This is a genomic window from Lysinibacillus sp. HST-98, assembly GCF_016757845.1.
GTDB classification, from domain to species: Bacteria; Bacillota; Bacilli; order Bacillales_A; family Planococcaceae; genus Lysinibacillus; species Lysinibacillus capsici.
On the sequence record NZ_JAENHX010000002.1, the window covers coordinates 175,570 to 198,434 of the forward strand.

A 22,865-nucleotide genomic window follows, 5' to 3' on the forward strand; every position below is an offset into this window, starting at 1 on the left:
CTACTATTAATAACACGTTAAAAAAAATCTAATAAACTAAAGCAAATACAAGATTTTTTCTAATTTCCTTTAGGAGGATAAAATGAACAATAGTAAATTACAGGCATTTTGCTTACTTGTAGAATTAAAAAAATTAGCTCCTGTCGCCAAAGCACTTGGCATTACAGCCCCCACAGTATCATTTCATATTCGCTCTATAGAGGAGGAATACGGTATTCGTTTATTCCGAACAAATGCTGGAGGATACCGTTTAACAGAAGCGGGCGAAGGTGTGTATCATTACGCTCGTCAAATGGTTCAACTTCAAAAGGATATGGATCGTTTTATTGAAAATCTTTTAGCAGGCCATATCGGTTCATTACGACTAGGGGCGAGTGGCTTACCTGCCCATATTTTTATGCCAGATTTAATTCATCAAGTTTCAACGACCTATCCTGAGATTCGCATTTCATTAGAAGTAAAAACAGCACCTGAAATTGAAAAAAAGGTAGCACTACAGGAATTAGATTTTGGGCTCATCATGGAGACTAAGCAGGAAAATCCTTTACTTCAGTACGAAACAATCGGTGAAGATGCACTTGTATTGGCATTCAGCCCATCTCACGAGCTAGCAGCACAAAAAGACATCACCAAAGAAGATATTCTTAAATACAAGCTATTGTTGCATACATCCTCTAGCTCCACGAATCACTTCATTGAAAAGTGGATGGAGCCATTTCAGCCTTCTATTTACACAATTGAGCTGGATTCTGTGAGCACGATTAAAAAGATGCTGACCTTTGGCAAAAACTTGGCGTTTCTATCTGTTTCCTTAATAGAAGAAGAATTAAAATCAGGTGTACTGCTGAAGAAAGATCTACATGATGTAACACTAAATAGAAAAATTCAATTGATTTATCCGAAAACGCGCTTAGATCATAAAATGGATGAATTTGTCAAAACGTCGGTTTATGAAATAGCAAAGCAATTAAAAATATCTTCTACGATGACATAATTCCACATACAGTCGTAATAACATGGAATGGGAAGATATTTTTATGAAAGGAGGGTTGTCCTTGCTAACCAAGCTGTTGACAAAAGATTGTATACAGCTTGCAAACTTTGTCCGATCATGGCAAGAAGCAATTCATTTAGCGGCTAGCCCATTAGTACAGCAACACAAAATTGAACAGCGCTATGTCAAAGCCATGATTCGATCTATTGAACACTATGGTCCTTACGTTGTCATCACACCCAAAGTAGCCATTCCTCATGCACGGCCATCTGATGGGGTTCTTGAACTAGCCATAAGCTTGCTACGATTACAAAAGCCTGTTTTTTTTAGCCCTAATCAGCCTGTCTACCTACTGATTGTGCTAGCTGCCATTGACAATGCTTCACATCTACAGGTGTTGGCTGATTTGGCATTAGTCTTACAAGAAACCGATCAGATTGATGACCTAATCGCCTGTCAACATGCGGACATGATATGGGAGAAAATCAAACAATATACGACAAAGGAGTCAACAGAATGAAAATTTTAGTCGTGTGTGGAAGCGGTTTAGGAAGTAGCTTTATTTTAGAATTGAATGTTAAAAAAGCATTAGAAGTTTTGGGGAAAGATGCAGAGGTAACGCATACAGATTTAGCGTCTGCCAAGGCGGAGAAAGCAGATATTTATTTAGGGGCAGCAGATATCGTGAATGAATTAGCGAAAGACAAAGGAATCATTGTGAGCATCGTAAATATGATGAGTATTTCAGAAATAAAAGAAAAGCTTGAACCGTTGCTTTAAGCATTAAAAATTTGGATAGGATGAGGTGTTGGTATGTTAGATGTTATCATGCATGACATTTTAGGAACACCAGCTATATTAGTCGGCCTATTCGCTTTTATTGGTTTACTTATTCAAAAAAAATCAAGTTCCACTGTTCTGTCAGGTACATTAAAAACGATAATGGGCTTTGTCATCCTCGGAGCTGGTGCCACTGTCTTGATTAGCTCTTTAGATCATTTTAGTAAAATGTTCGATCATGCCTTTCAAGTACAGGGAGTCATTCCCAACAATGAGGCCATCGTGGCAGCTGCTCAGACTAATTTTGGTACAGCTACTGCACTAATCATGGTATTTGGTATGATTATGAATCTACTATTTGCGCGATTTACGCCATTAAAATATATCTTTTTAACTGGACATCATACATTATTTATGGCTTGTTTAATCGCCGCTTCATTATCAGTTGGAGGGATGAGTGGTACACCTCTTATTCTTGTTGGGTCTATCATTCTTGGACTTTGTATGGTCGTGTTCCCTGCCATTTTACAGCCGACAGTTCGACAAATAACAGGGAGTGATGACTTTGCTGTTGGTCACTTTGGCAGTGTTGGCTATTATGTTTCTGCAAAGATTGGTAAGCTCTTTGGTAATAAAATGAAATCCACAGAGGATATACAGGTTCCGAAATCATTAGGCTTTTTACGAGATACCTCCGTTGCTATTTCTTTAACAATGAGTGTGTTCTTTGTGATTGTTGCTCTTTTTGCTGGCCCTTCCTATATTGAGACACAATTATCTGCGGGCTCTAATTTTATTATTTTCGCTATTATGCAAGCGATTACATTCGCAGCGGGTGTTTATATTATTTTAGCAGGTGTACGGATGTTAATTGCTGAAATTATTCCAGCCTTCAAAGGCATTGCAGATAAGCTTGTACCAAACACAAAACCAGCACTTGATTGTCCAACCATCTTCCCTTTTGCACCAAATGCCGTTATTATTGGTTTCATTTTTAGTTTTATAGCAGGACTGGTTTCCATGTTTATTCTCCCCTTCATCGGACTAAAAGTCATCGTGCCAGGTCTTGTTCCACATTTCTTCACAGGTGCTGCAGCGGGTGTCTTTGGAAATGCTACTGGTGGTAGAATTGGTGCGATGTCCGGAGCCTTTGCCAATGGTTTATTAATTAGCTTTATTCCAGCCTTACTCCTTATTTTTATGGGAGACATTGGTTATGAAGGGACTACCTTCGGTGATTCAGACTTTGGGGTAATTGGCATTATTATTATTAATTTATTAAAATTATTCGGCGCTGTTTAGAACATGTAGTAAAGCCTAACGCTATTTGCGTTAGGCTTTTATAGTGCTGTACATACAAGAAGTGCGACGGAAACCTTTTAATAGTAATCTTGCTTTATATTATTAACTTATTATGTATATAGAAATGAATCATTATTCTTAGACATGCTAAAAAAAATATTTTCGTGGATGTCTGACATCAGACTAAAAATATTAAGTTTTTGCCGATATATATTTTATACACAACAGGAGGTACACATAATTTGAAGAAATTAATCACTAGCTTTCTTTTGATCACTCTGTTGATAGCAGGCTGTTCCTCAGCACTGACAGAAACATCAACTGAAGGATATAGGATAGGTATTTTACTATCAGATGCAGGACTAGGCGATGAATCATTTAATGATTCTGCTTTTAAAGGCTTAGAAAAGGCGCGCGATGAGCTAGGCATTTTGTTTGATTACAAAGAGGCTCCTGATGGTAAATACGAGGAAAAGCTGAATGAGCTTGTAGCAGAAAAATATGATATCATCATTGGTCTCGGGTTCTCTGTACAAGAAGCACTAGAAAAGACTGCAAAACAAAATCCCTCTCAGCAATTTATACTGATTGACGGACAATCTGAAATTGACAACATCATATCAATTACCTTTAAAGAACAAGAAGGTAGTTTTTTAGTTGGGATGATTGCCGCTATGACAAGCAAAACAGGAAAAGTTGGCTTCATTGGTGGAGCAGATGCTCCTGTTATCCACCATTTTGAAAATGGTTTTATCGAAGGAGCTCGTTATGTAGAGCCATCGATTGAAATTATGAGAGATTATGCTGGTACCTTTGACGATACCCAGGCTGGTGCAGCGATAGCAGAAAGGTATATCAAAAATAACGTTGATTTTATCTACCATGCAGCAGGCTTTACTGGCTTTGGGGCGATAAAAAAGGCCGAGGAAATGGGGATCTATGCAGCGGGTGTTGATATCGATCAGTTTTTTGTTGCCGAAAAAACGGTTGTCACATCCATGCTTAAAAATGTTGACCTTGCCGTCTATCAACTTGCAAAGACATTAGTTGAAAATGGGAAAATTAAGGAAAAATCCTTTACATTAGGTTTAGCGGATCAAGGTGTGGGACTAGCAGATATTCGTGTAATCCAACTGACAGCTGAGCAACAGACAACCATCGAAAAAGCCAAAGAAGCCATTATTTCAGGTACGATAAAAGTTACTGCGGAAAAGGGGAATGACCAGTGACACTACGTAAGAAATTATTTATGAACACCTTGATTCCAATCGTACTGGCTATGGCTATGATTGGCTTTATTATCCTACAAACATTTACGATCCAAACAACAGCACAGGATGATACGAAACTTTTACTTGCAGTAAAAGAACTAGAGCAAAGCTTAGTTGTTGCCAGTCAATCTTTAAATAATTTTACCTACTTAGATAGTGAAGCCAATAAAAATGAAGCGCTCGCTATTTTACATGAAACAAAAAGTAATTTAGAGGCATTAGCCTCTCTAACGAGATTACCTGAACATCAGACAATCGTCGAAAAAATAGCTAGTAAATTTGAAAATCTAGAAAAGGCGACTGAAAGCGGGTTTCAAGAAAACAATCGCTCAGAAATTAAAAAGCAGTCCATCCGAATTAAAGGAATTTTAAACGATATGTATTTGCTCAAAAAAGAAACAAACGAATGGTATCAAGAAATGATCCAAGTAACGAAGCAAAAAATAGGTTTCATTACAACCTCTACCATCATAGGTAGTGTGCTATTAATTATTGCTACGATACTTTATTCCTATGTAGCTGCGAAAAGAATTACCAAACCCATTAATCAGATTGTAAATTGCGCACAGGCCGCAGCAACAGGAAACTTAACAATGGATACTTCTACCCTTTCCTATCAAGCAAACAGTCGATATGAGATTGATCAATTAACAAAAAGCTTTGCAGACATGATGAATAATTTAAAAAGTACTGTACAATCCATTGATACTATTGGAAAGGATGTTAATTTGTTTACACAAGAAGTGACGAGCCATATGAACAATATTCATGAAAGTAGTAATCAAGTCGCTACCTCAACCGACGAATTAGCAAAAGGCAGCTATACGATGTCAGAAGACATTCAATCAGTGGCACTCCAAATGAATACTATGGCAGATCAATTTAGGGATGTAATGCGTACAAGTGAGCAATCGGCTGACACTGGTAAACAAGCTCTGGAGGCTGTTCAAAATGGTCAATATTCATTAGAAAAACAATCTTCCATTGCAAAGGATATTTCAACCACATCACTTGATATTAAGGAAGCTGTAACTCAATTCTCTCAATTCACTTCGGAAATTGAAGGCGCAGCCAATGCTGTCCATACGATTGCCAGCCAAACAAATTTATTAGCACTAAATGCTGCTATCGAGGCTGCAAGAGCTGGAGAAGCAGGCAAAGGGTTTGCCATTGTTGCCGAGGAGGTTAAAAAGCTCTCTTCTGAAACGGAGAATGCTACGAATTTAATCACCTCAATGGTCGTGCATATTCAAGGTGGCATTACGCACATCCTTACTACGGCTGAACGAGGTTATCTGCTATCAAATGAGCAATCTCAATCCATGGTAGAAACAGAACAATCATTCTCAGCTATTACCATGCACATAACAAATATCTATCGCGATTTACAAAATCTCACAAAAGAAATGGCGCAAACGAATGAAATGAGCCAGCAAGTAAATAGTACTATTGAAAATATTTCTTCTATAACAGAAGAAACGGCTGCTGGCACAGAAGAAATATCAGCATCAACGCAAGAACAGCTACTTTCCTTCCAAAAAATTAGTGCTAAGATAGACGATCTTGAAGCTATGACTAATACTTTGATGAATGAGCTCAAAAAATTCACCCTATAGCATATTAATTCATTACCTAAATCCAGTGAAAATGTTTCACTGGACTTCTTCATGTTGTTAAAAAAGCTCATGTCTCTAACAGAAAAAACCTTTAGCAAGGTGAGAGGTTCCGCCAGCGTCCTTTCCAGGAGGCGTCCGTTGAACCGCCTCACTCCAATCAACAATTCTGCAAAAGTGTCTTTTCTTATCTTTCGCACTAGCTGTAGAAAACAAAATAGCCATGATTTGTATAATCAGAGTAAGAATAGGCTCTTATTCAATTTGGAGAAGTGATGAATTTCATAAAAAGAACAGGAAAAATCTTTGCTAAAAAGATACATTTTTATAGGATTACCCCTAAACAATATAGAACTAAGTATTCTCATAAATAATTCGATATAGAGGGAAAGTAAAAAGATGGTAGGTATCAATTTTTACTTTCTCTTTCCTTTTTTGAAGTGCTAACAATGTCATCTATGTCATATCTTAAATTAAAACGTAACCATTACACTTTAAGGAGGTCTATGTGGAACGTCTCCATTTTTCCAAATATGTATTGAATTTTTGGTTGCTCTTCATTCTATTCATAGGCATGCTACCACTAGTGTTATTCAACTTCTCAGCACTAAACGATCTTAGTTCCTCATTATTCAATTTAAATACGATATTTTTAAGTATTTTAATTGAAGCATTACCATTTGTCTTAATTGGAATAATGATTGCTGGCTTTATTCAGATTTTTATAACAGAGGAATATATCCAAAGGTGGATTCCTCGAAACCCTGTGATGGCCGTTATTATGAGTTGTCTTGTAGGTGCATTATTTCCAGCCTGTGAATGTGGGATTGTTCCGATTGTTAAAAGATTGATTGTCAAAGGCGTACCTATACATGCAGCTATAGGCTTTATGTTAACTGGTCCACTTATTAATCCCGTTGTTATTCTTTCTACTTATATGGCATTTGGAAATGATTTAAAAATAGCGAGCCTGCGAATGCTCGTAGGCTTTGTCATCGCTATTGTAGTAGCATTACTTACCAGCTTATTTTTTAAAGGATCCCAATTTAAGAGCTCTTTACAGCCCTACTCATTAACAACCTCTAATCAACAGGTATCCTTCTTCACCAAATTATTAAATATGGTCAAACATGCCATCGATGAATTTTTTGATATGGGTAAATACTTAATTATCGGGGCATTTTTAGCTGCCTTTGTACAAACCTATGTATCTACCAAAACACTTGTAGCCATTGGAGAAGGTGAACCCTCCTCCATTCTAGTTATGATGGGCTTAGCCTTCATTTTGTCACTTTGCTCTGAGGCAGATGCCTTTATTGGTGCATCCTTTAGTGCCATTTTCTCCACCCCATCTATTCTGGCCTTTCTTATTTTTGGCCCTATGATCGATTTGAAAAATACCATTATGTTGATGAGCGTATTTCGTTTAAAATTTGTTTTTTGGTTAATCGCCTTAGTGGCTACAGTTGTCTACATTAGTATATGGATTCTTTCAGCGTATCTCTAAGGGGGAAAACCATGAAATTTCACGTTCAACAAGCGTTAAGAGCCTTAATGTTACTCGCCTTTTCGGCTATGATTGCCAACTTGCATTGGACCGGAGAACTAACAAAATTTATCAACCCTAAATATGAAGGGCTAAGTAAAACAGCCGCCATTATATTTTTTATACTATTTCTTGTTCAAGTGACAAGAGTTATATCTTTTTCAAAGGCTCTCCATTCATGTGATCAAACGGGACAAGCATGCTGCTCCCATCACGATCATGGTCACACAACCTTTACCCGAAAAAAAATAATAGCCTACCTCATTATTATGACACCAATAATGACAGGCTTCTTCGTGCCAGCAAAAATTTTAGATGCATCCATCGCTGATAAAAAGGGTGGTGCATTTATTCTCACCCAGCAAAATCAATCATCTAAAATTGAGGATTACCTCACTTCAAATGAAACGATTGATGAAAACATCTATGATGAGCATGATGCTGATCCCAGACTGATGGAAGAAAAACAGGAAATGACAAAAAAGCAATATGACAAATTAAAGCAACAGTTATCCCAACAATCTATGCTGAAAATGACCGATGAGGACTATACGATCTATTACGAGGAAATTAATCAAAATTTGGCTAACTATTTAGGGAAGAAAATACAGTTGAAGGGCTTTGTTTTAAAAGAAGAAAGTTTTACAGAAAAGCAACTAGTGATTTCAAGGTTTCTTATTACGCATTGTGTCGCCGATGCCAGTATCGTCGGCTTTCTGGCAGAGTTTTCAGACGCTCCTTCACTCACAGAAGATACATGGATTGAAGCGGTCGGTACAATTAGTCAATCAACATATGAGGGTGCTAGCTTACCTGTTATCCATATTGATGATTGGGTAACAATCGAACAACCCGAATCACCTTATCTTTACCCTATTAATATTCGAATGAGTTTCTAGCAACAAAAGGGCAAAGCTTATGGCTTGCCCTTTCTCAGCTATTAATGGGAGAGCGCACATCTAAGCCTAAATGGGAACGTAATGTGCTACCTTCATATTCAGCTCTGAATAACCCCCGCTCCACTAACATGGGAATAACGTTGCTAAAGAACAAATCCAAAGATTTCGCAGGTCCACCTGGTATGGCAATAAAGCCATCCAATGCACCCTCTTCATAAAAAGTAACAATTTGATCGACAATATCCTGTGGTGTACCAATTGCTACAAGGTGGGCTGAACCAATTACCTCTGGACGTGCTAACAATACTGCGACAGTTGGTTCATTGTTTATAATATAACGACGTACCAATTCTGCATGTGTTTTACTACATACTTGTTGATCTTTTGATGGCAGCATATCAACCGTTACCTGATCTTCAAGTGCCAAATGACGAACATCCATACCAATCACAGATTCTAAAGCTCTGTAGCGTCGCTCAAGTGTTAAATGTGCATATGCTTGCCGGTGCATTTCGAGTGCTTCTTCATATGTATCCCCTATAAAGAAATAGAGTCCAGGTAATAAGCGAATATCGTCGGCTGAACGACCTACTTCTATAGCCTGCTGACGTAAATCATTACGCATCTCAATACCCACCTCCATGGCTGGTGCAGCCGCAAAAATCGCATTGGAAACCGTAGCCGCAAATCGCCGCCCAACATCCGACGCACCTGCTTGGAAGAGCGGAATCTCTCCTGCTGGATGCATAGGGAGATTGAGGGGACCCTTTATATGGAAAAATTCGCCCTCATGCTCAATTGGCTTAACAAGCTCTATTATTTTCTCTAATTTTCCATCCATTTCTAATGTTTCATAGGGATGACTATGCCATAGCTGCTTGACCACCGCTGTACATTCTGCAGCTTTAGCATAACGCTCCTCGGAAGAAGGCATGGGCTCATTGCTGAAATTATAGGCGCCATCTATAGAAGTGACGATATTCCATCCAACTCGTCCTTCGCTAATCCAATTTAAGGACTGCAATTGACGAGCAATCAGATAAGGTGGCGTAAAGGATGTGGAAATCGTTGTTACTAAGCCAATCTGTTTCGTTTCTCTTGCCACCATCGCCATTAAAAAGCTAGGATCTAAGCCAACTGTTCCTTTCATTTTAGCCATTAATTCTGGATGAGCTATTAAATAATCCGCTTTAAATACAAAATCTAATTTCGCTGCCTCAGCACGCTGCGCAAATGCAATATGTTCGTCTATCAAGGCGCCCTGTTTGCCATGATTCCCGTAAACAGCTAAATGCATTCCAATAATAAGGTGTCTTTTCATTGCTACTCTCCCCCCTTTAATTGAAAATGATTATCATTTTCATAATAATCATTCATGGCAGAAATTGCAATGAAATACTTTTTAGTTTTTGAAGGTCCTTTACAAATGAAAAATGCGCATACAAAATAATATTTACTACAAAGTTAAATAAAGGTATTATTGTTATAATTTAATAATATTTAAGCGGAGGAATCATGAGAAAATTTGCCTCTTTATTTATAGTTACTCTTTTAATATTTCCAATTGGTGGAGCATCTTTTATAGAAGATCCTATACACAAATCATCTATTCCGCCGAACCTTGGTGCTTCCGCTGAGGAATCTCATTCTACCCCCACAGCTGAAAAAAGTGATGATTCCCTTCTTACAACGTCTTCTACCTTTCCAACTGGTCAGGGTTCGATGAGCTTTAATTTTAAAGCACCTAGTAATGGCACTGCTACAATTCAAATTTATGTGAAAAATAACAGCTCACAATCTATTAGGTTTATATTAACTGCACCTAATGGAACGGTTTGGATAGACGGAGAGATCATTAAATCTGGACAATCATTGACTTCAACTTACGAGTTGGATGCAAGCCAAGCTGGTCAATGGTTCATGAAATTTGATAATAATGATGGTTCTTCAATTACAGTCGATATAAATACAAGTTACGAAATTTAAAATATTCAAATAGGTGATGCAAAAATTTGTTTTTCCGTTGGGTCCCAGAGAACAATTCCAACATCCTGCTTCTGATCGATTACCCGAATGGTAATGGGGATATAGTCAAATAAAATTGTATTTATTTTTGTACTAGTGAGCTGTAACAAGCCAATTAATTCAATATCGTTAACCAGTGGTACATGTATTTCCAGATCAATATCTGTTAATTTACCATCTTCATAACGAAGTTTTCCCATGATTTTAGGATTTAAATGTTTAAATCCACCTTGAATATCCTCTTTAAAAATTAATAATTTATTATACATATTTTGGTCCAAACTATATAAAGCTTCTGATGGGAATACATAATGCTTTTTATCTATATCAAACCATTTTGTTATGGTATCTGCATCTTTAGGAATAAAGGTTTCAGCTAAAAATATGCCTGGAATAATATCGTTTATATTAGATTCTTGATATAAAGTTAAATAAATAGGAACTCTAGGATATTTTTCATTTTTTCTAATATCCTCAAGAATCCTTTTAGCTACTTCCTTACCGTAATTTTTAACATCGTTGATATCATCATCATTTTGATCTACTTTCACTTGGCCTGTGTAAATTAAACCATTGGCATCGGAAACTCGTATATCATAAAATTCATTTAACGAGATGGCAACCGATAGTCCCTCTACTTTGTTATTTTCTTTATTAATAAAGTTTTGTTCTAACACATGTGAGAGAATCAAAGGATACTTTTTTTCATCCTCTAATACATTGTCACTTCTAGTTTCAATGGCTGGATTTAACCCAATACCTTCCTCTGTCTTTCTACTTAACCATTGGTTGATCGTTTTCTCTTCTAAATATTGGCCTTGCTGCATATAAAACTTGTCTGTTGAGAAATGATTCACCGATAAATTCATGAGTCCTCTTTCAATTTCATTAATATTTAAAGCATTATTCATATTTTTGATAATTGAACCTCTAGCAATATTGACTTTTGCAGGCTGTTGAATCTCATAGACTTCCTTTTTCTGAATCGATGAAATATACTTTTTCTCATTAGCAGTAACACTTTCGTCCTTAATACTACAAGATGCTAAAATCAATATTGGTGCGAATAAAAATAACATACGCCTTCTTTTTTTCATTGCTATTTCTCCTTGCATACTATGTATCATTTGATAACTTACCTCATTTAACGATACCAAATTTACCAAAATAAAACATTACATATTTACAAATCTCCACATTTACCTATCGGATGATCAAAAAAGACCTATGCTCGTTTTCTCGAAACATAGGTCTTTCTGCTTTATAGTTTTTCAACTGCTTATGAGTGGGTTTTTCACAATTTTGGAGCAGCTCTCACCTCTTTAGAAGCGGATTCCCTCCTTCTTAGAGTGATATCACCCCCTCATTACTATTTGGCATTTTTATCGGGCTGGTGAATACCAAATACATTGCCTTCCGTATCAATATAATAGCCTTGCCATGCCATTCCTGGTAATGCGTACTTTGGCATGGCTACTTTGCCCCCATTTTCAAGAATTTTTGCTTCCGTTACATCATAACTTTCAACACCCATTGTACAAGCAAAGCCATTCAACGCTTGGTTTGTTTCTGGTGAAGGACCTTGACGTTGCATTAAAGCACCGTTAATCCCAAGTTCATCATCTTCACCTGTCACAGCACCGAAGTAAGGCATTCCTGCATATTCACTCCAGTCCTGAAATGACCATCCAAAAACTTCCCCATAAAAATCCTTTGCCCGCTCCATATCACTTACATGAATTTCAAAATGAACTAATCTCCCCATAGTATCCTCCTTAAAGATGAATGTATTTGATCATATTTACTATATATCATTTTTCTGAAGATTAAAATTAATAAATTATCTATCAATTAATGTACCTTCCGATTCGAATGATTCCACAATAAATCAGATACTACTTCTTTAAACGACTGTCAGAGGCATCTTTATTTCTACAATACCAACAACAAGCTGGTTTATAGAGAATTATTATAACTACAAAAAAATGTGTGATTAGAAAATGAAATAATGTAATCGCCACATATTTTTCTTTCTGCTCTACAGGCATATCCCTCGCTTCATCTAAAAGACTTAAGTAGCCAATAATGGATGTTAAGGGTGTTTTAATATCATGCGCTAAATAGACAACTAAATCATTCTTTCGTTGCTCAGCTTCTTGCGCATCCCTTGCACGCTTTTCTAATTTATATTTCACGCTATTTAATTTTTTCTCCAAAAAATCGAGTTCAGCTGGGAGCTCAATTTCCTTCCCTGACTCATCTGCAAGCATGGTAATACTTGAACTAATTTGATGAAAATATCGGGTAAATCGAGACAAGGCGATATAAAAAATAATCAATAATAATAAAATAAATCCTGTCGCAAGCCAAAGCGATTTATTTTGTCGAAACAACACATGATAGGCATTGCTTGCAGCATAAAAATCAAGCTGCAGGACATTTTCACAAAAAGCAATAAAAGCATCTGCAAAAGGAGCTTGTAAGACCCCATCAATAAATGCAAAATTAATAAAAAAGCCTATGATGCTAGCGATGACAAGTATCGAAATAATTTGTAAAACCATTTTCCTTTTCAGTTTGCTAAACTCATTTTTCAATGGTATACCCCACTCCCCAAACCGTTTTAATATACTTTGGGTTCTCCGCAGCATCCTTCATTTTTTCCCGTAAATGTCGAATGTGAACCATTACCGTATTATTGCTGCTAAAGTACTTTTCCCCCCAAATTTCTTGGAATAATTGCTCTGAGCTAATAACTGTCCCTCTATTCGCACATAAATACCAAAGAATAGCGAATTCCGTAGGTGTAAGGGATATGGGTCTTTCATTTAAAAAGACTTGTCGAGTGTTTTTATTAATCACCAAGCCAGCAAAATCAATGATATCTTCCTGTTGCTTCGAACCTTGGTTGTACAGAGTAAATCTTCGTATTTGCGCCTTTACACGGGCAACCAACTCTAATGGACGAAATGGCTTTGTTATATAATCATCTGCTCCCAGAGAAAATCCATTTATTTTATCGATTTCTTCTTCCTTTGCCGTAAGCATTATCACCGGAAAATTCAGTGTTTCCCGGATTTTTCGTAAAATAGTAAACCCATCTATATCAGGAATCATAATATCCAGAACAGCTAAATCTACTTTTTCATGCTCAATACATGCTAAAGCCTCTTGAGCCGTATAAAACTTAAATACATGATAGTTTTCATTTTTTAAGTAAAGTTCTATTAAATCTGCAATTTCCTTTTCATCGTCAACAACTAATATATTCAACTGTATTGCCCTCTCCTTCTCCCCACTTGTTTTCCAATGATTTTTCACAGGCATTATAGCACTTACGCTTGACTATATCTATTATTAAGGTAGTTAGATAAAAACATCTTTCTAACTCTTCTTTTGATGTTAGCAAACTCATAGATAGTTTCATAATGAACTATAACTATATCAAAAATAGGCTTAGGTAAAATCCCAAGCCTTACATTTTTTCCGATAATTAATTTGTTGGATTGTTTACTGTAGCAGTAGATTTTTGACTCATATCCTGTGTTACCACTCTACCTGCGTAATATTGCATTTGTTTATTTATTTTATTCTCCTTTGCAGTTATACTGCTCGGTTTCACTTTCAGAACAAGGGTTGCACTCCCTAAAGAGGATTGATATTTTTCGATATGCGTACTTGGTAATAATCTGGTACATATTTATCAAGCATTGCCTGCATAGCAGCAGTAGCTTCATTTAAATCCGTAACAAATTCCACTAAACCATTTGCTACTACACTTATATAAGCCGTATCAGTCAAAGCAGGAATAGGGTCTACCATTGTTCCATAATTTTCACTTATTGTGATACATGCATTCTGATTAGTTGTTAGAATGTCTATTTTTCTTCCCTCGTTGGCTCCATGGAAATAAAAACTTCCGTCTTTGTAGACATAATTTAGCGGAATAACATATGGCATATGTTGATCTACCAAACCAAGAAATGCAGTTTGTGCACCTTCTAAAAATTGTTTTATTTGTTTTCCATCTGTACAAGCTCTATTTATCATTCGAATATCTGTCACCATTATCATTCCCCCTATCCTCTTCTAAAAAGGAGTCTACAGCAGTATTGCACGCTAAAAAAGGGACAGTTTAATGAAAGGACATGGGTACAAGGTAAAAATACTAGTTTATCAAAAGCCCATACTATTTTCTTAGAAGTTCTCTGGTTCTATAAATGAATGTCATATATTGAATGATTTCTTCTCCAAATTTTCACCTACATCACGATAGAACAATTTAAGTTGTGCAACAATCATAATGCTAATGACTACAAGTAAAAACCATGAACTGATTTTACCAAAATGAACAATCGACCAAGACGCCTCTTGATTTGGATAGGACCATGCTCCAAAGAACGTTGCAATATTTTCAGCAATCCAAATGAAAAAGCCAATCAAAAAGAACGATACAACGATGGGCATTTTAAAGACTTTGTTCCGTACTGTAAATTTTACAATAGTACGATAAAACACAATAAATAGTAGTGCCATTAACAGCCATCTAAAATCATAAATAAAATGGTGTGTGAAAAAATTCAAGTAGATAATGGCTCCAAGTGGAATAGCTACATAACTTTTTGGCCAACTTACAATTTTCAAATCAAACCTACGCCAGGCTTGGCAAATGTAACTTGCCACGCTCGCATACATAAATCCGCTATATAAAGGCACACCCCCTATTTTTGTCCACGCTTCTTCAGGATATGACCAAGAATTGAAATTCACTTTATATAGTTCGAGCACGAGCCCAATAATGTGAAACAAACAAATGACTTTTATTTCATCCTTTGTTTCTAAACCAAATTTATACATCAAGTACTGAGTCAATAGACAGATTACCAGAATAAAGTCATATCTTCCTACTCCAGGTACTTGAATGGCTTTAGAGAGTGCAAGTGTAGCAAATATCACAACAGGAAAAATACAAGATAATGATTGATGATATGTAAAGACCCCTAAGTCTTTAATAAAATTCTTCAACATGAATCCACCTCAAATGAACTTGTTCATAATTAAATTGCTTCTTGTATGAAGAATAAATGATAAATTATCTTATTTCAATATTTATTTATCGAAAAACAATAATTTTTTTCTCTTATTATTGGAACTATTCTTTGTTAAATACGTCTTTGTTGTTGCTTATCTATGAAGAAAAGAGTAGCCATGTAAGTAGCTACTCTTTGATATTAAAGATATATTTTTTGATTTAATTTTAATTGGACTTCTTGTTGGTTTATTTCTAAATTCGTCACTTTTTTCACTTTTAAATAATAAACGATATAACAACCAATGAAGAATGCTCCACCACAGTAGAGTGCTAAACGTTGAGCTGGATCAAAAGCTAAGCTTGCCATAACAATACAGTTCGCTAATAAACCTAAAATAGGGATCACTGGATACAATGGCGCTTTGAATTTTAAATCCTCTACTTTTCCTCCTTGACGTATATAGGAGCGTCTAAATGCAATTTGAGATGCTGTAATCGCAATCCAACCAATTTGCGCACCTAAACCTGCTAGAGATAATAGCCACACAAAAACTGTATTAGCAGCAAATACACTTGACAGTAATGATAGACCTGCTACAGCGAGTGTGATAAGTAACGCATTCATTGGGATACCTCTTTTATTAACTTTCCCTAAAACAGGACTTGCCATCTTTTCGACAGATAATGAGAACAGCATACGTGTTGCAGCATAAAGACCAGAATTTGCGACAGATAATAAAGCTGTTAGGATAACAAAATTCATAATATCTGCTGCATATGGAATACCTATGCTATCTAATACGACTACAAATGGACTTTCCACCACCCCTGCTTTATCCATTGGTATCATAGCTGCAAGTACAAATACGGATAACACGAAGAAGAACAACGTACGCCAAACAGTTTGCTTAATAGATTTAGGAATAGTCTTTTCAGGATTTTCACTCTCCCCAGCAGCAATACCAATCAATTCTGTACCTTGGAATGAAAAATTCACGGTAATCATTGTAATAAGCAGTGCTGTTACACCATTAGGAAATAATCCACCCTCATAAAAATGGGTAAGGAATGGGGCATTTGTTCCATCTTTCATATCAATTAGCCCAAACATAGCTGCTCCACCAACCGCTAGGAACATAATAATTGCCAATATCTTAATGCTAGAGAAAACAAATTCTGCTTCACCAAATGCTTTAGCTGATAAACCATTCAATACAAAGAGTAGTGCAGCAAATATTAAGCACCACATCCATACTGGTGAATCAGGAAACCATCTTTGCATAAGTTGTCCAGCCCCTAAAAACTCAAGAGCAACAGTTACTGCCCAACCTAGCCAGTATAACCATCCAACGGCAAAACCAGTAGCAGGACCGATAAATTTTGTTGTGTACGTTTGGAATGAGCCTGATACCGGCATAGCAACAGACAATTCACCCAAACATAGCATTGTTAAATACATAACTGCTCCGCCTACTAAGTAAGCTAGGATGGCACCAGTTGGTCCTGCTTGGTTAATCGTGTAGCCTGATCCAAGAAAGAAACCAGTTCCAATACATCCACCAAGTGAAATCATAAATAAGTGTCTTGCTTTCATACTTCTTTTTAATTCATATTGTTCTGCTGCCATAAAAAACTCCTTACATTCATTATCTGTGTAAGCACTTTCTTTTTTTCGTACAAAACAGATAACAATCTAAAATTTAAATGTTAATAGATAAACTGTTTTATATATTTTATGAACTGTCAATTTTCTGACAAAATAAAGGCTATTGAATAGCTAAATTGTATTGTAAACTTACTATAGGGAGAGCTACTTTCTTATAGTTGGTTGTCGCGACCTAATTTTTTAAGAAAAGTTCTTCCTTCTGGGATACAAAATGACTTCTATTCATGGCTTAAAGTAATGTATCGCCAAATAGTGAGCTGATTAAAGCTACCGCAGCAATAGCCGTTTTATTGTATTGATCTAAAACAGGGTTTGTCTCAACAAATTCTGCTGAAGTAATAATATTTGCTTCTGACAGCATTTCCATAGCCAAATGACTTTCACGATAGCTAATACCACCTGCTACTGGCGTGCCTACACCTGGTGCATCATTTGGATCCAGTCCATCTAAATCTAATGATAGGTGAACACCGTCTGTGCGCTCCTTTAAATAGGCAATCGTTTCTGACATTACTTTCGTCATTCCTAAACGATCAATTTCATGCATCGTGTATACTTTAATACCAATTTCCTTAATAAGCTTTTTTTCTCCAGGATCTAAATCACGCGCACCAATGATAACAACGTTTTCAGGCTTTACCTTTGGAGCATAGCCTCCGATATTTGTAAGTGCTGGATGTCCAAGGCCCAAGCTTACAGCTAAAGACATGCCATGGATATTTCCTGAAGGAGATGTTTCACCAGTATTTAAATCGCCATGGGCATCATACCAAATGACACCTAGATTCTCATAATGCTTGGAAACTCCTGCTAATGTTCCAATAGCAATACTATGGTCTCCACCTAAAACTAAAGGAAAACGGTTTAAAGAAATTTCATGGTCTACTTTTTGGCCTAGCTTCTCGTTACTTTCTGTGACAGTTTTTAAATTTTTTAAGTTTGTCTTTCCTTCTGCGTCTTTATCTTCGTGTACGAAGTCAATAGTTAAATCCCCTTCGTCGTAAATCGAATAACCAAGTCTCTCAAGTCGTTCAGTTACCCCTGCATATCTGATAGCACTTGGTCCCATGTCTACGCCTCTTCTTGTTTGACCTAAATCCATGGGCACCCCAATAATTGTCACTTCTTTATTCATGATGTTTTCTCCTCTCCAATAATTACTTTCACAGTATAAAGAAATTGCAACATTGACTCAACTCGACATTATTTTAAATTTTTATACAGTTTAAATTATTAAAAACATAGATTTTTTCTTGTATAAACGAATGCATAAACGCTATTTCACTGCATAGAAAAGCATTTTTTCCCTTTTTAATGCGTTTTTTTGTAAGAAATTACTAAACAAAATATTAAAACTGTTCTTTTTTTATAGTTTTTTCCGAAAATTTTGACGGTAATTTTATCTATAAATGCAATATGTTCATAAATATTTTCCAAAATCATTCAATTATTCTTCTTTTTAACGGCAAAAAAAAGCCTTACTACAATAGTAATAAGGCTTTTGTCATTTTTCTTCCTATTTCTTTTTTAGATTTGGTTATATACAACCAAATCTAGCATACTCTTCGAGCATAGTTGCTGTCTTAAGCTACTTGCCACGTCCAAGTAGCCAGTTTCCAATAGCCGCCTCTAGTTTTCGTACTAAATGATCTTGGGGAACTAATTGATCAATCGTTAGCATTTCTAATTGTTCACGTTCATTGATTTGATTTTTCGTCATCATGGTTGATCACCTCGAAAGTGTACTTTTTATCAATAGATGAATAAGGAATTCTTTATGTAGAAGTTGATTGGAACGAAGGGTGGCGACTCCTGCGGGAAAAGCGGGAAAGTCGAGATCCTGGACTGAGCGAAGCGAGGGAAGCAGCTCGACCCCGCCCGCGGAAAGCGTCCGCCCGTAGTGGAAATCAACGGCTTTACTTTATTTTATTGTAAAAGAAAAAAGACTGTAGGCAAACTCAAAATTCATTGAGTTTGTCTACAGTCTGAAGCCTTACTACAATAGTAATAAGGCTGTTCAATTACCTATTTTAATAATCGCACAATACTATTCAAACAGGTTTCTTTATAAAATTTATGTTGTTCTTCTAAATCGCATGTTAACCACTGAATTAATGAACCGTCTATCATTGCCCGCATCATTTTTGCATAGGTTAAGGAATCAATGTCTGAACTAAAGACCCCTTCTCTTTTTCCTAATTCAATAATTTCTTGTCCAATTCCCCAGCAATTCTCATAAAATTTTAAGTTAATTCTTTTGTACTCTTCATTACTATTTGCCTGAGCTAAAAAATCTAAATAAACGCTATAAAATTTTTTATTTTCTATAGGGGATACAAATACAGCATTTAAGTAGGCATGAAGCTTGTCTATAGCTGTTTGATGCTTGCCTATTTCTTGTATTTCATAGCTGTAGATTTTGTTCGTAGTGGATTCAAGTAATTCTAATAAAATGTTTTGTTTGCTTGTAAAGTAGTAGTGAACTACCCCTTTTGAGACACTGGCATGATTGGCTATGTCTTGTAGTGTAACCTTATCATAACCTAATTGTGAAACAGCGTTAAAGGCTGCTTTCATAATCTGTTTTTTGCGTTCTTCCTCTTTCTTTTTCATAGGAGCCTCCGATAACTTGATAGAAGTTATTATACATGAAGAGTAGCAACAATCCAATTTTATATTGACCGGTCAGAATAATTTTGATACTGTTTAATGGAATATAATTGTAGGGGGACTTTTACGATGAAGGCAGAAAATTTTAGTGCATTAGTAGTCAATAAAGATGATGCATTTACAGTGAAAGTGAGCACGTTAACTTTAGAAGATCTACCAAAGGGTGAGGTATTAATTAAAGTTAGTTATTCAGGTATTAATTATAAAGATAGTCTTGCCTCTATTCCTGATGGTAAAATCGTTACATCTTATCCTTTTGTTCCTGGCATTGATTTAGCTGGGACTGTTGTTTCTTCTGAGGATCCTCGCTTCAAAATGGGGGACGAGGTCATTGCGACTAGCTATGAAATAGGTGTTTCCCATTTTGGTGGCTTTAGTGAATATGCCCGCATCCCAGCACAATGGATTGTACCGCTTCCAAAAGGACTTTCCCTTAAAGAGGCTATGATAATTGGTACTGCAGGATTTACAGCTGCATTATCTGTTCAAAAGTTAGAGGAAAATGGTATTCATCCTGAAAAGGGAAAAATTCTTGTGACAGGGGCTACAGGTGGTGTAGGTAGCTTTGCCGTCTCTATTCTTTCAACACTAGGTTATCAAGTTGAAGCGAGCACAGGAAAAGAATCTGAACATGAATATTTACAATCACTCGGAGCTACTACAATCGTAAATCGTGAAGAGGTTTATGATGGAAAGATTAGAGCATTAGGAAAACAAAAATGGGCTGCTGCTGTTGATTCTGTTGGTGGAGAGCCACTTGCCTCTTTATTAAGCCAAATTCAATATGGTGGGGCTGTTGCAAGTAGCGGTTTAACAGCAGGTACACAGCTTCCTACAAGTGTATTTCCCTTTATTTTAAGAGGCGTAAATTTACTTGGAGTTGATTCTGTTTATTGCCCAATGGACATTCGATTGAACATTTGGCATCGTTTAGCGACTGATTTCAAACCAGCAAACCTTAATGATTTCATTCAGCAAGAGGTAACACTACAACAACTTCCTGATGTTTTACCTATTTTACTGAAGGGTCAAGCAAGAGGTAGAATCCTTGTTGCATTATCAGAAGTTTAATCAAGCTTCCTTCTTCATTCTATTTCCCAGAAAATAATTCTAGTTGTCCAAATAACAACATAAAGCTACTACGCATAGCGAGCGTAGTAGCTTTTTTATTGTTGACATCTCTCTGACATATAAGCGCTTTATAGTAATTCATGAACGACCCACCTGTTTCCTTTAGACAAATTTAGGCAACAAAGCTTGTCTAAATTAGTACTAACAAGCATACCAATAGAGTATGTAAACAGTATTCTGGGAATTCAATACTATAATTACTATTTTGGAGATGATCGTATGAAGCGAGCACATATTAATGAATTAGCTATTACACGGGCTTTAGCCATTCTAGCTGTCCTTCTTATTCATTCTACTAGTACACCTGTAACGGCTTTATCTAGTGACTCAAAATTATATCCACTTTATGTATTTTTCAATATCGCCCCTAAATTCGCTGTCCCTGCTTTTATTTTCTTAAGTGGATTTGTATTATTTTACAATTATATACAAAAGGATTTAACAAAGGAGCTTATCATTCATTTTTATAAAAAAAGAGTGACCCAAATACTCATTCCTTATCTCTTTTTTTCTATTTTTTATTATGCAGCTATGCAATTTTATGGAACACATGATTTAGCAGACACTTGGCGCTCCCTATTTAGTGTCCAATTTCTTGAAAAACTATTGCTAGGTAAAGCATATACCCATCTATACTATATATTTATAATCGTCCAATTCTATCTTATGTTTCCATTATTCCTATATATTTTAAAGAAAAAACCAGCCCTATCTCCTTATTTAATTTGGATTGGGTTTGTTCTTCAATGGGTCTTTATTCTATTAAACGCAGAGTTTTGGCAGTATCCCTATAGAGGGAGTATCGCTTTCTCGTATCTCTTATATTTTTTAGCAGGGGCATTTTTAGGAATTTATTTTGAAAAATACAAAGGATGGCTTCAGCTAAAAAGGGAAAATTCCCCTATCACGACACTTTTTCTGTGGTGTATATGGCTAATTTCTACTATATATAATGTGTATTTATATTACTTTGTTTATTCAGCCCAATCCTATTTAGTGAACAGCAACGTATTTGAATTAGTTTTTCAGCTACAATCTTTTACAGCCTGTATTGTCTTATTACAGCTTTCTTTCTGGATCTATGATAAATGGAACCAAGCTGTTGTAAATGGCTTAATCAATCTAGGAACAGTATCATTTGGCATCTATCTACTACATCCATTTTTCCTTTTCCTTTATAGACAATTAAGTACTAGTGGTAATAGTATTCTGTATCATCTTTGGAGCATTGGGGGCTTTATTTTTGCCCTCTTTGTTCCATGGATGGTCGTGCTATTGATGGGCAGATTCTTTAAGTACCATTGGATTGCCTTTGGTCCTATCCCGAGCAAATTCCCTTACAAATAGCCGTTCAATATGCACAGCCAGTCGTCGATTAGTTTCGGTCAACTGGCTGTGTATTTAGTTGAGAACCTGTTATTTTGTGCTTACCGTTACAGAAATACTAGTGTTTCTTCTGTAGTGCATTATTAAATAATAAGAAACTAATTAAAAAGGCCCTGTGGAAATCTCCCAAGGGGTTTCATATTTTGTAAAAAGTAAAAATGAATTTCCGTTGCAGGCTACTTACTTTCCTGTGGGCAAGCGCCGAATCGCTTCCTCCGCTACCACTCCGTTTAGCGTTTTGCCTGTCTTGTTATCCCACGGGAGTCAAGTAGCCCTCCACTCCACCCCACAAAAGTGTTATCTTTTTAGCAAAGGTTTTCAAATAAAGTGAAGGTTTATGAAGAGGTGTTGTCACGCATCACTTTTCTACATTAAAAATAAAAACCTTTCCTTTTTCTAATCATGCAAATCATGGGCTATTTTGATCGCTACCGCTAGTATGAAAAATAAGGAAAAAACACTTTTGCAGAATGGGTGATTGGAGTGGAGCCAGCGTCACTCCTAGGGGATTTAGCGTCACAGAGGAGACCCTAAAGCGAACAGAATTGGG

Annotated in this window: 22 protein-coding genes and 1 pseudogene; 11 read left to right on the forward strand and 12 right to left on the reverse strand. The window is 36.2% G+C overall.

Annotated elements, in window-relative coordinates; genetic code table 11:
• Positions 1-82: 82 nt before the first annotated feature.
• From JIN86_RS06375 to JIN86_RS06410, 8 genes are all read left to right on the forward strand, one after another.
• Positions 83-994, forward strand: a complete 912-nt coding sequence (locus JIN86_RS06375) for a LysR family transcriptional regulator (RefSeq protein ID WP_202341489.1) — start codon at positions 83-85, stop codon at positions 992-994.
• A 61-nt stretch (positions 995-1,055) separates the two neighbouring features.
• Positions 1,056-1,514, forward strand: coding sequence for a PTS sugar transporter subunit IIA (locus tag JIN86_RS06380; protein ID WP_009370780.1), 459 nt, complete (start codon positions 1,056-1,058; stop codon positions 1,512-1,514).
• Positions 1,511-1,774, forward strand: coding sequence for a PTS sugar transporter subunit IIB (locus tag JIN86_RS06385; RefSeq protein WP_004232490.1), 264 nt, complete (start codon positions 1,511-1,513; stop codon positions 1,772-1,774). The genes JIN86_RS06380 and JIN86_RS06385 overlap by 4 nt, the downstream gene beginning before the upstream one ends.
• A 33-nt stretch (positions 1,775-1,807) precedes the next feature.
• Positions 1,808-3,076 carry a PTS ascorbate transporter subunit IIC gene (locus tag JIN86_RS06390; RefSeq protein WP_004232488.1) on the forward strand — a complete coding sequence of 423 codons (1,269 nt, stop codon included), beginning with the start codon at positions 1,808-1,810 and terminating at the stop codon, positions 3,074-3,076.
• Positions 3,077-3,318: 242 nt separating this feature from the next.
• Complete coding sequence (locus tag JIN86_RS06395) at positions 3,319-4,305, forward strand: BMP family lipoprotein (protein ID WP_202341490.1); 987 nt, start codon at positions 3,319-3,321, stop codon at positions 4,303-4,305.
• On the forward strand, positions 4,302-5,963 hold the full coding sequence (locus JIN86_RS06400; protein ID WP_202341491.1) for a methyl-accepting chemotaxis protein: 1,662 nt from the start codon (positions 4,302-4,304) through the stop codon (positions 5,961-5,963). Before JIN86_RS06395 ends, JIN86_RS06400 begins: the two co-directional genes overlap by 4 nt.
• 505 nt (positions 5,964-6,468) lie before the next feature.
• On the forward strand, positions 6,469-7,467 hold the full coding sequence (locus JIN86_RS06405) for a permease (RefSeq protein WP_004232480.1): 999 nt from the start codon (positions 6,469-6,471) through the stop codon (positions 7,465-7,467).
• Between the two features lie 11 nt (positions 7,468-7,478).
• Positions 7,479-8,405, forward strand: coding sequence for a TIGR03943 family putative permease subunit (locus JIN86_RS06410; protein WP_202341492.1), 927 nt, complete (start codon positions 7,479-7,481; stop codon positions 8,403-8,405).
• Between the two features lie 34 nt (positions 8,406-8,439).
• Here JIN86_RS06410 and JIN86_RS06415 read toward each other — a convergent pair whose 3' ends face one another.
• Positions 8,440-9,702: an NtaA/DmoA family FMN-dependent monooxygenase gene (locus tag JIN86_RS06415; protein WP_237497178.1), complete on the reverse strand. Its 1,263-nt coding sequence runs from the start codon at positions 9,700-9,702 to the stop codon at positions 8,440-8,442.
• A 218-nt stretch (positions 9,703-9,920) separates the two neighbouring features.
• Between JIN86_RS06415 and JIN86_RS06420 the strand changes: the two genes are divergently transcribed.
• Positions 9,921-10,391: a hypothetical protein gene (locus JIN86_RS06420; protein ID WP_004232468.1), complete on the forward strand. Its 471-nt coding sequence runs from the start codon at positions 9,921-9,923 to the stop codon at positions 10,389-10,391.
• A gap of 5 nt (positions 10,392-10,396) precedes the next feature.
• On the opposite strand, the gene JIN86_RS06425 is transcribed toward JIN86_RS06420, so the two are convergent.
• The 10 genes and pseudogenes from JIN86_RS06425 to JIN86_RS06465 form a co-directional block, all read right to left on the reverse strand.
• Positions 10,397-11,527, reverse strand: coding sequence for a CamS family sex pheromone protein (locus tag JIN86_RS06425; RefSeq protein WP_202341494.1), 1,131 nt, complete (start codon positions 11,525-11,527; stop codon positions 10,397-10,399).
• Between the two features lie 272 nt (positions 11,528-11,799).
• A complete protein-coding gene (locus tag JIN86_RS06430; protein WP_004232464.1) occupies positions 11,800-12,195 on the reverse strand; it encodes a VOC family protein in 396 nt (131 codons plus the stop codon).
• Between the two features lie 130 nt (positions 12,196-12,325).
• A complete protein-coding gene (locus tag JIN86_RS06435; protein ID WP_237497154.1) occupies positions 12,326-13,027 on the reverse strand; it encodes a histidine kinase dimerization/phospho-acceptor domain-containing protein in 702 nt (233 codons plus the stop codon).
• Positions 13,017-13,709, reverse strand: coding sequence for a VanR-ABDEGLN family response regulator transcription factor (vanR, locus tag JIN86_RS06440; protein WP_202341679.1), 693 nt, complete (start codon positions 13,707-13,709; stop codon positions 13,017-13,019). Before vanR ends, JIN86_RS06435 begins: the two co-directional genes overlap by 11 nt.
• 214 nt (positions 13,710-13,923) lie before the next feature.
• Positions 13,924-14,498, reverse strand: a pseudogene (locus JIN86_RS06445) (pyridoxamine 5'-phosphate oxidase family protein).
• A 159-nt stretch (positions 14,499-14,657) separates the two neighbouring features.
• Complete coding sequence (locus JIN86_RS06450; protein WP_202341495.1) at positions 14,658-15,458, reverse strand: DUF817 domain-containing protein; 801 nt, start codon at positions 15,456-15,458, stop codon at positions 14,658-14,660.
• A 203-nt stretch (positions 15,459-15,661) separates the two neighbouring features.
• On the reverse strand, positions 15,662-17,089 hold the full coding sequence (locus JIN86_RS06455; protein ID WP_004232450.1) for an amino acid permease: 1,428 nt from the start codon (positions 17,087-17,089) through the stop codon (positions 15,662-15,664).
• 268 nt (positions 17,090-17,357) lie between these two features.
• Positions 17,358-18,263: an arginase gene (gene rocF / locus JIN86_RS06460; RefSeq protein ID WP_202341496.1), complete on the reverse strand. Its 906-nt coding sequence runs from the start codon at positions 18,261-18,263 to the stop codon at positions 17,358-17,360.
• 453 nt (positions 18,264-18,716) lie between these two features.
• Positions 18,717-18,848 (reverse strand): hypothetical protein, encoded by a 132-nt coding sequence (locus JIN86_RS23750; RefSeq protein WP_255538207.1) that lies wholly within the window; start codon positions 18,846-18,848, stop codon positions 18,717-18,719.
• 305 nt (positions 18,849-19,153) lie between these two features.
• Entirely contained in the window at positions 19,154-19,741 is a 588-nt protein-coding gene (locus tag JIN86_RS06465) for a TetR/AcrR family transcriptional regulator (protein WP_004232442.1), read from the reverse strand.
• Positions 19,742-19,867: 126 nt separating this feature from the next.
• Between JIN86_RS06465 and JIN86_RS06470 the strand changes: the two genes are divergently transcribed.
• On the forward strand, positions 19,868-20,869 hold the full coding sequence (locus tag JIN86_RS06470) for an NADPH:quinone oxidoreductase family protein (RefSeq protein WP_202341497.1): 1,002 nt from the start codon (positions 19,868-19,870) through the stop codon (positions 20,867-20,869).
• Between the two features lie 19 nt (positions 20,870-20,888).
• On the opposite strand, the gene JIN86_RS23755 is transcribed toward JIN86_RS06470, so the two are convergent.
• Positions 20,889-21,011, reverse strand: a complete 123-nt coding sequence (locus tag JIN86_RS23755) for a hypothetical protein (RefSeq protein ID WP_255538208.1) — start codon at positions 21,009-21,011, stop codon at positions 20,889-20,891.
• 137 nt (positions 21,012-21,148) lie between these two features.
• Between JIN86_RS23755 and JIN86_RS06475 the strand changes: the two genes are divergently transcribed.
• Entirely contained in the window at positions 21,149-22,276 is a 1,128-nt protein-coding gene (locus JIN86_RS06475) for an acyltransferase (RefSeq protein WP_202341498.1), read from the forward strand.
• The last annotated feature ends 589 nt before the right edge of the window (positions 22,277-22,865 follow it).

What these genes read in the sequence shown, in the direction of transcription:
- JIN86_RS06375 (WP_202341489.1), top strand. Translation starts at nt 83, where the DNA reads ATGAACAATAGTAAATTACAGGCATTTTGCTTACTTGTAGAATTAAAA.
- JIN86_RS06455 (WP_004232450.1), bottom strand. Translation starts at nt 17,089, where the DNA reads ATGGCAGCAGAACAATATGAATTAAAAAGAAGTATGAAAGCAAGACAC.
- JIN86_RS06410 (WP_202341492.1), top strand. Translation starts at nt 7,479, where the DNA reads ATGAAATTTCACGTTCAACAAGCGTTAAGAGCCTTAATGTTACTCGCC.
- JIN86_RS06465 (WP_004232442.1), bottom strand. Translation starts at nt 19,741, where the DNA reads ATGAAAAAGAAAGAGGAAGAACGCAAAAAACAGATTATGAAAGCAGCC.
- JIN86_RS06430 (WP_004232464.1), bottom strand. Translation starts at nt 12,195, where the DNA reads ATGGGGAGATTAGTTCATTTTGAAATTCATGTAAGTGATATGGAGCGG.
- JIN86_RS23755 (WP_255538208.1), bottom strand. Translation starts at nt 21,011, where the DNA reads ATGAATTACTATAAAGCGCTTATATGTCAGAGAGATGTCAACAATAAA.
- rocF (WP_202341496.1), bottom strand. Translation starts at nt 18,263, where the DNA reads ATGAATAAAGAAGTGACAATTATTGGGGTGCCCATGGATTTAGGTCAA.
- JIN86_RS06450 (WP_202341495.1), bottom strand. Translation starts at nt 15,458, where the DNA reads ATGTTGAAGAATTTTATTAAAGACTTAGGGGTCTTTACATATCATCAA.
- JIN86_RS06390 (WP_004232488.1), top strand. Translation starts at nt 1,808, where the DNA reads ATGTTAGATGTTATCATGCATGACATTTTAGGAACACCAGCTATATTA.
- JIN86_RS23750 (WP_255538207.1), bottom strand. Translation starts at nt 18,848, where the DNA reads ATGACGAAAAATCAAATCAATGAACGTGAACAATTAGAAATGCTAACG.
- JIN86_RS06385 (WP_004232490.1), top strand. Translation starts at nt 1,511, where the DNA reads ATGAAAATTTTAGTCGTGTGTGGAAGCGGTTTAGGAAGTAGCTTTATT.
- JIN86_RS06425 (WP_202341494.1), bottom strand. Translation starts at nt 11,527, where the DNA reads ATGAAAAAAAGAAGGCGTATGTTATTTTTATTCGCACCAATATTGATT.
- JIN86_RS06470 (WP_202341497.1), top strand. Translation starts at nt 19,868, where the DNA reads ATGAAGGCAGAAAATTTTAGTGCATTAGTAGTCAATAAAGATGATGCA.
- JIN86_RS06420 (WP_004232468.1), top strand. Translation starts at nt 9,921, where the DNA reads ATGAGAAAATTTGCCTCTTTATTTATAGTTACTCTTTTAATATTTCCA.
- JIN86_RS06475 (WP_202341498.1), top strand. Translation starts at nt 21,149, where the DNA reads ATGAAGCGAGCACATATTAATGAATTAGCTATTACACGGGCTTTAGCC.
- JIN86_RS06415 (WP_237497178.1), bottom strand. Translation starts at nt 9,702, where the DNA reads ATGCATTTAGCTGTTTACGGGAATCATGGCAAACAGGGCGCCTTGATA.